General features: G+C 64.3%; 8 protein-coding genes and 1 pseudogene. 7 read left to right on the forward strand and 2 right to left on the reverse strand.

Features of this window, described 5'->3' with window-relative positions; genetic code table 11:
- Nucleotides 1-134 precede the first annotated feature (134 nt).
- The 6 genes from H0W65_RS11825 to H0W65_RS11850 all read left to right on the forward strand — a co-directional run bounded on the left by H0W65_RS11825 (nt 135) and on the right by H0W65_RS11850 (nt 3816).
- Nucleotides 135-941 carry a MotA/TolQ/ExbB proton channel family protein gene (locus H0W65_RS11825; RefSeq protein WP_294007817.1) on the forward strand — a complete coding sequence of 269 codons (807 nt, stop codon included), beginning with the start codon at nt 135-137 and terminating at the stop codon, nt 939-941.
- Between the two features lie 76 nt (nt 942-1017).
- On the forward strand, nt 1018-1503 hold the full coding sequence (locus tag H0W65_RS11830; protein ID WP_294007819.1) for a biopolymer transporter ExbD: 486 nt from the start codon (nt 1018-1020) through the stop codon (nt 1501-1503).
- 25 nt (nt 1504-1528) lie between these two features.
- Nucleotides 1529-1957 carry a biopolymer transporter ExbD gene (locus H0W65_RS11835; RefSeq protein ID WP_294007829.1) on the forward strand — a complete coding sequence of 143 codons (429 nt, stop codon included), beginning with the start codon at nt 1529-1531 and terminating at the stop codon, nt 1955-1957.
- A 163-nt stretch (nt 1958-2120) separates the two neighbouring features.
- A complete protein-coding gene (locus H0W65_RS11840) occupies nt 2121-2597 on the forward strand; it encodes an ExbD/TolR family protein (protein ID WP_367120146.1) in 477 nt (158 codons plus the stop codon).
- A 10-nt stretch (nt 2598-2607) separates the two neighbouring features.
- Complete coding sequence (locus tag H0W65_RS11845; protein ID WP_294007821.1) at nt 2608-2997, forward strand: GFA family protein; 390 nt, start codon at nt 2608-2610, stop codon at nt 2995-2997.
- Between the two features lie 36 nt (nt 2998-3033).
- Entirely contained in the window at nt 3034-3816 is a 783-nt protein-coding gene (locus H0W65_RS11850; RefSeq protein WP_294007823.1) for a hypothetical protein, read from the forward strand.
- On the opposite strand, the gene msrB is transcribed toward H0W65_RS11850, so the two are convergent.
- Entirely contained in the window at nt 3813-4316 is a 504-nt protein-coding gene (msrB, locus tag H0W65_RS11855) for a peptide-methionine (R)-S-oxide reductase MsrB (protein WP_294007825.1), read from the reverse strand. The two genes, H0W65_RS11850 and msrB, sit on opposite strands and share 4 nt — an antisense overlap.
- An 89-nt stretch (nt 4317-4405) precedes the next feature.
- The gene (locus H0W65_RS11860) at nt 4406-6178 is read right to left on the reverse strand and encodes an ABC transporter transmembrane domain-containing protein (protein ID WP_294007827.1); all 1773 of its coding nucleotides are present in this window, start codon (nt 6176-6178) and stop codon (nt 4406-4408) included.
- A gap of 207 nt (nt 6179-6385) precedes the next feature.
- Between H0W65_RS11860 and H0W65_RS11865 the strand changes: the two are divergent.
- Nucleotides 6386-6758, forward strand: a pseudogene (locus H0W65_RS11865) (polyhydroxyalkanoate depolymerase); the annotation flags it as partial.

Below are 6758 nucleotides of genomic sequence, written 5' to 3' on the forward strand. Positions count from 1 at the left end.
GTTCACGCCGGCCAAGGATCAGTCGGGCAATCCGATTTCGGACACCTTCAGTCAACGCGTGAAGTGGGTGCTCCCCGCCGAGTAACCTTAGCACTTTTTTGAACCGTCAGAACTTCAACAGGAAAGTCACAGATATGACCACCTCTCTCCTAGCTGCCGCTGCCGGCGATTTCGGTATTATGAATGCCCTTCAGCAGGGCGGCGTGATTGCCTGGTCGGTTTTCATCATTCTGGTGATCATGTCGATCGGCACATTCTACATATTGTTCACCAAGCTTTTGCAGCAGCAGAAGATCATGAGCCAGGGCAACAAGGTCCGCTCCAGCTTCTGGAACTCGCCCAATTTGCGCGACGCGTCGACCAAGCTGGAAACCCGAAGCGCTTATCGCTCGATCGTTGATGATGCGCTGAACGCGCGGGACCAACATGGCAAGCTGACCGACCCGGTCGACCAGCATGACTGGATGGCCAACAGCCTGGCGCGTTCGCAGGGCGGCATTGGCGCCCGTCTCGGCGAAGGCCTGGCCTTCCTCGCCACGGTTGGGTCGACGGCGCCGTTCATCGGCCTGTTCGGCACCGTCGTCGGCATCTACCGTGCGCTGATCAAGATCGGCGCGGCGGGCGATGCGTCGATTACGACCGTGGCCGGCCCGGTCGGCGAAGCGCTGATCATGACCGCGCTCGGCCTGGTCGTCGCGGTTCCCGCGGTGCTCGCCTACAACTGGCTGATCCGCCGCAACAAGTCGATCATGGAAGACCTCGCGGCCTTCACCAATGATATCCATGGCTATCTGATGTCGGACGGCGCGGTGAAGCCAGCGGGTCTGACGCCCGCCACCAAGACCCCGGCCGCGGCCACGCAGCGCGGTTCTGAGCCGCTCCGCGCGGGCATGACTCCGACCGGTGCACAAGCAACCCCGACGACCCCGACGACCCGCTAATACGGGTGGTTCAGCGGGCCGGCGGCATGGTCGCGGCCGGCCCGCGGTGACAATCAGTTGGAAGGAATAGCCTCTCATGGCAATGAGCATAGGCCAGCAAGACGGCGACGAAGACGTCCCCATGTCGGACATCAACACCACGCCGCTCGTCGACGTGATGCTGGTGTTGCTGATCATCTTCCTGATCACCATTCCGGTGGTGATCCAGACGGTGCCGATCCAGCTGCCCAAGGTCCGCAACGAAATCACCGAAACCAAGCCCGAGAATGTGGCGCTAACCATTCGCGGCGGGCCCGGTGGCAGTTGCGAGGTTTATTGGAACCTGACGCCTTATACGAACGAGCAATTGCTCGATCGTGCGGTCAAGGCGCTTGAGGATCAGATCAAAAAGGTCGGCGGCGTCGAGAATATCAACGAGGAAAATATGCCTGAAGTGCATATCCGAGGTGACGTCAACACGCCGTACAAGTGCATCGGCGGGGCGGTGTTCACGATGCAGCGCGCCGGCTTTGCCCGGGTCGGTTTCATTTCCCAGCCGCCGCCCAGCGGCGCGGCGAAGTAAGTTTTAGGAGCAAGCCCCCATGGCGATGCAAACCACTGGCTCGAATACCGAAGGCGAGCCGATGATGGATATCAACACGACGCCGTTGATCGATGTCATGCTGGTCCTTCTCATCATGCTGATCATCACCATTCCGCCGCAGACCCACGCCGTGAAGCTGGACCTGCCGCAGAACAACCCGAACGACCAGCCGCCGCCGGTCGACCCGGTCAAGAACAAGGTCGTCATCACCCAGGCCGGCGCGGTGCTATGGAACGGTGCGCCGGTCAATCTGATCCAGCTGCGCCAATATCTCGACGTCACTCAGCAAATGGACCCGATTCCCGAACTTCACCTTCAGCCCGAACCGACCGCCCGCTATGAGCTGGTCGATCAGGTGCTGGCGGTGACCAAGCAGGCCAAGGTCTCTAAAATGGGATTCGTCGGCAACGAAGCCTATATGACCGCCTTCTAGTCACTCCTCTTTGATCGAATTTGCGAAGGGCGGTTCTGCAAGGAGCCGCCCGCTTTCGTATGCGGGCAAGAGTGCGGCCCGTAGGCTTGAAGTCGGCCTGCTGAATATGCCTGCCTGGACTAAAATATGATATAACATGCCTTAAATCGGCAGGAGAGGCGGCATGAGGCGATCATCCTTTTCCACGAGCAGGGGAGCGGGCGGCGCAGGGTTCGTCTTTGGCGCGGTCGGTGTCCCGCCCGCGGATCAGATCGAGCCAATGAGCGAGATGAACACGACGCCGCTGATCGACGTCATGCTGGTCCTGCTGATCATGTTGATCATCACCGTCCCGATGCAGACCCACGCAGTGAAGATCGACCTGCCGACGAGGGACACGGTGCATGCCCAACCCATCCGCAACCGGCTCGACATCGCCGCCGACGGTGCCGCGCGATGGAACGGGCGGCCGGTCGACGATCGCACGCTGCGTGCGCTATTCGGCGAAGTAGCGGCTATGAATCATCCCGCCGAAGTTCATTTCAAACCCGACGCCCATTTGCGCTATGATCGAGTCGATCGCATTCTGGCGATGGCGCGACAATCGGGCGTGACGACCCTCGGATTCGTCGGCAATGAGGCTTATCGGACGAGCTTCTGAGGAGAGGGACATGCGCGAAGCACATTGTCGCTGCGGGTCGGTGACGGCGCGGGCGGAGGGCAACCCGGTGCGGGTCTCGATCTGCCATTGCGATGCGTGCAAGCGCCGCACCGGAAGCGCCTTCAGCCATAACTCAACCTGGCCCGATGATGCAGTCGAGGTCGAGGGCGAGACCCGGCGCTGGACGCGGATCGCCGAAAGCGGCGGGGAGGTGAGCTACGACTTCTGCCCGACGTGCGGATCGACCATCGCCTATCGGCTAGACGCCAGGCCGGGGATGGTGACCATTGCGGTCGGCGCCTTCGCTGATCCCGCCTTCCCAGTGCCGCATGCCGAAATTTACGCCGAGCAGGCGCCGGCATGGCTTGGGCGGCTGCTCGATGAAGCGGCGCAGGAGTAACCGGTTTTCAACCAGTGGTGGGCTAGCGAATACCTCATGGGCATTATCGCGGCGCACCAGCAGGGACTGATCGAGCAGTTGGACAACGAGGTTGAAGATCTAGCCGGGAGGCCGGGCGATCATGGTCAACGCGCGGTGGTGCTGCATCATCTCTACGATCATTCTAACGGCGGCCACGGCTGGGCGCTGGTCGAGGCGCGCCGTGCGCTGAGGATCGCGGCGGGCCTGGCCGCACTGGAGCGAACCGCCGGGCGACTTTGGGTTCCGGGCGCGAAGACCGAGGCGATCATCGCGCTTGGCCGTTTGCGCGCAGCGTTGGGCGAAGCCCCGCAAGCGCGCTGCGCGCACGCCTATCGCGCCTACCGGTTGAGCGCGACCAAGGCGTTGCGGGGCAATGCCGAGAGCGTGCTGCCGCCGGATTTGCTGGCGGCGCTCGATGCATGCCACGCGGCCCGGCGAGAAGGGGCCTGCCTGGACGCAGCTGCACGCCGCGCGCTGTTCCATGCGAGCGAAAATTTTGCGCCGGCAAACGAGCCGCTCGAGGTTGCCCGCGAGCGGCTTCGCTCGACGCGATTGAGGAGGATAGCAGAGAAGTTGGTCGGCGAGCGTGCATTGGCGGGCGAAGCGTTACTCGGTGAGCGCAAAGGCTGGGGCTGGCTCGAAGCCCGGCTGCGGCGCGATCCGGCTTTGCCGGCAAGCTTTCGTGCGAATCCGGCGCAGCATTATTATGCTCTGCAACGGGCGCTGCAGGAGCGCCGCCGCAAGCAATGGGGCGAGGCGAGCGATCGCGAAGCCGACGCGGTCGCGCTGGCCGCTTAAACCGGGCGGAACGTCAGCGCGAGGCCGTTGATGCAGTGGCGCTTGCCGGTCGGGCGCGGGCCGTCGTCGAAGATGTGGCCGAGATGCCCGCCGCAACGGCGGCAATGCTCTTCGGTCCGGGCAATGCCGAACGCCCGATCGCTGTTGGTGCGGAGGGCGTTCGGGAGCGCCGCGTAGAAGCTGGGCCAGCCGGTGCCGCTGTCGAACTTCGTCGTCGACGCGAACAGCGGCAGGGCGCAGCCAGCGCAAGCGAAAACGCCCTTGCGATGCTCTTTGTTGAGGGGGCTAGTGAACGGCGCTTCGGTACCCGCGTTGCGCAGGATATTGAATCGCGCCGCGCCGAGCCGGCGGCGCCAGTCGGCCGGGGTGTGGCTGACCTCGTAACTGGCGGCCGACGCGCTCGACGACATGACGCCGCTGGCGAGCGCCAGCGCGCCGGTGACCAAGCCGGAGCCGGTGAGGCCCAGGAACAGGCGGCGGTTGAGGGTCTGGTCGGTCATGCACACATCCTTGTCACGAGCAAAACGCTCCATCTTTCCAATAGGTTCGTTGGAAAGAGCGGGATGGTTTCAGTCGGGAGCGAAAAAAATCAGGCGGCCAGCCCGTCGAACTGCAGCCGCGCGAGGCGGGCGTAGAGGCCTTCCTGGGCGGTCAGGACGGCGTGGGTGCCTTCCTCGACGATCCGGCCATGATCCATGACGATGATCCGGTCGGCGGCGCGGACGGTGGCGAGGCGGTGGGCAATGACGATCGTCGTGCGGTCGGCCATCAGCCGGTCGAGCGCATCCTGGACGAGCCGCTCGCTTTCGGCGTCGAGCGCGCTGGTCGCTTCGTCGAGCAGGAGCAGGGGCGCGTCGCGGCGGAGCAGGGCGCGGGCGATGGCGATGCGCTGCCGCTGGCCGCCCGATAGGCGGGCGCCCGCTTCGCCCATGAAGGTGTCGAGTCCGTCGGGCAGCGCGCGAAGAAAGGTTTCGGCATTGGCATCGCGCGCCGCCTGCCAAATCTCGTCTTCCGACGCGGTCCAGTTGCCGTAGCGAAGGTTGTCGCGCGCGCTGGCGGCGAACAGGACGACGTCTTGCGGGACCATGGCGATCCGCTGTCTGACATCGGCCGGGTCGGCGTCGCGAAGGTCGACCCCGTCGAGCAGCAGGTGCCCGACTTGGGGGTCGTAGAAGCGCTGCGCAAGCTGGAACAAAGTGGTCTTGCCGGCACCCGATGGCCCGACCACGGCGAGCCGCTCACGCGGGCGCAATTCGAGGGTGAAATGGTCGAGCGCCGAGGTGTCGGGACGGGTCGGGTAGCGGAAGGTGACCTGGTCGAAGATCAGCCGGCCCTCGGCGGGGAGCGGGAGCGGCTTGGGGTTGGCGGGCGCCTTGATCTCGGGCTCCGCGATCAACAGCTGGTTAAGCCGTTCTGATGCGCCGGCGGCGCGAAGCAGGTCGCCATAGACTTCGCTCAAGGCGCCGAACGCGCCCGCGAGCAAACCACCATAAAGGACGAAGGCGGCGATGGTGCCGCCGGTCATCCTGCCGGAGGCGACATCCACTGCGCCCTGCCAGATGACGAGCGTGATGGCGCTGAACAGAAGGGCGATGACGATCGCGGTCATCACCGCGCGCAACGCGATGCGGCGCTTGGCGGTCGAGAAGACGGTTTCGGTCGCCTGGCGAAAGCGCTCGGCCTCGCGCGCCTGCTGGCCGAACGCCTGGACGATCTTCATTGCGCCAAGCACCTCGCTGGTGACGGTGCCGACATCGGCGATGCGGTCCTGGCTCTTGGTCGAAATGGCGCGGACGCGGCGGCCGAGGATGGTGATCGGCAGCACCACCAGCGGGATGCCAAGCAGCATCATCGCCGCCAGCTTGGGCGCGAGGACGAACAGGATGATGGTGCAGGCGGTGCCCATGACGATGTTGCGCAGCGCGACCGAGATGGTGGTGCCGACGGTCTGTTCGATGATCGTCGTGTCGACCGTGATGCGGCTGGTGATCTCGGCCGGTCGGTTCTCTTCGAAGAAGCCGGGAGCGAGGCGCAGCAGGTTGCGATGGACCGCGAGGCGGAGGTCGGCGACGACCCGCTCGCCGATCCAGCTGACGAAATAGTATCGGGTCGCGGTGGCCAGCGCCATGACGATCACGAGAAACAGCAAATATTGGAACCAGCGGGCGATGTCGCCCGACCCGGAGAAGCCGCGGTCGATGATCAGCTTGAACGCGTAAGGTACGCCCGAGGTCGCGGCGGCGGCGATCAGCAGCGCGATGGCGGCGGCGGCGAGGTGGCCGGGGTAGCCCTTGGCGAAGCGCCACACCATGCCGAGGTTGGAAAGGCTTTTCTTCGGCTTTTCATCAGAATTGGTGGCCATGGGCACGACCTAGAGCCTGATCGTTTGAGGGGGAAGCGCCTTGCGCTTCCGCCAATGACGTGAATCAGGCTCTATTAAGGGTCTACCAGTGTGGCCGCGCGGCCTCAATTGCCGCATTGCAGCGTGCGCAGTGCAGCAATTTCGGTTGCTAGAGGAGCCAAGCGGTCCCACAACCGTTTGTCCGTGCCCACCCGCCAAGGAATTTGGATGCTTTACGACGCCTATGAGGTGCAACGCTCGCTGCTGTCCGGCGCGAGCCGCTTGGCGGGTCTTGGCGCCGGATGGCTCAACAACCCGTCCAATCCGTTCGGCTATTCGTCAATGGGACCGCTGGTGGCGGCGGGGCTAGGCGTATTCGCCCATGCCTCGGCTCCCCGCGGCAAGCCCGAGTTCGGGATCATTGAAACCCAGGTGGGCAAGCAAAAACACGCGGTCGACGAGGATATCGTGCTGCGCAAGGCGTTCGGGCAATTGAAGCGATTCAGGAAGGTCGGCGTGACCGGGCAGGAACCGCTGTTGATCGTCGCGCCAATGTCGGGCCACTATGCGACCTTGCTGCGGGGCACGGTCGAACGGATGC

The organism is Sphingomonas sp. (assembly GCF_013816785.1).
Taxonomy (GTDB): domain Bacteria; phylum Pseudomonadota; class Alphaproteobacteria; order Sphingomonadales; family Sphingomonadaceae; genus Sphingomicrobium.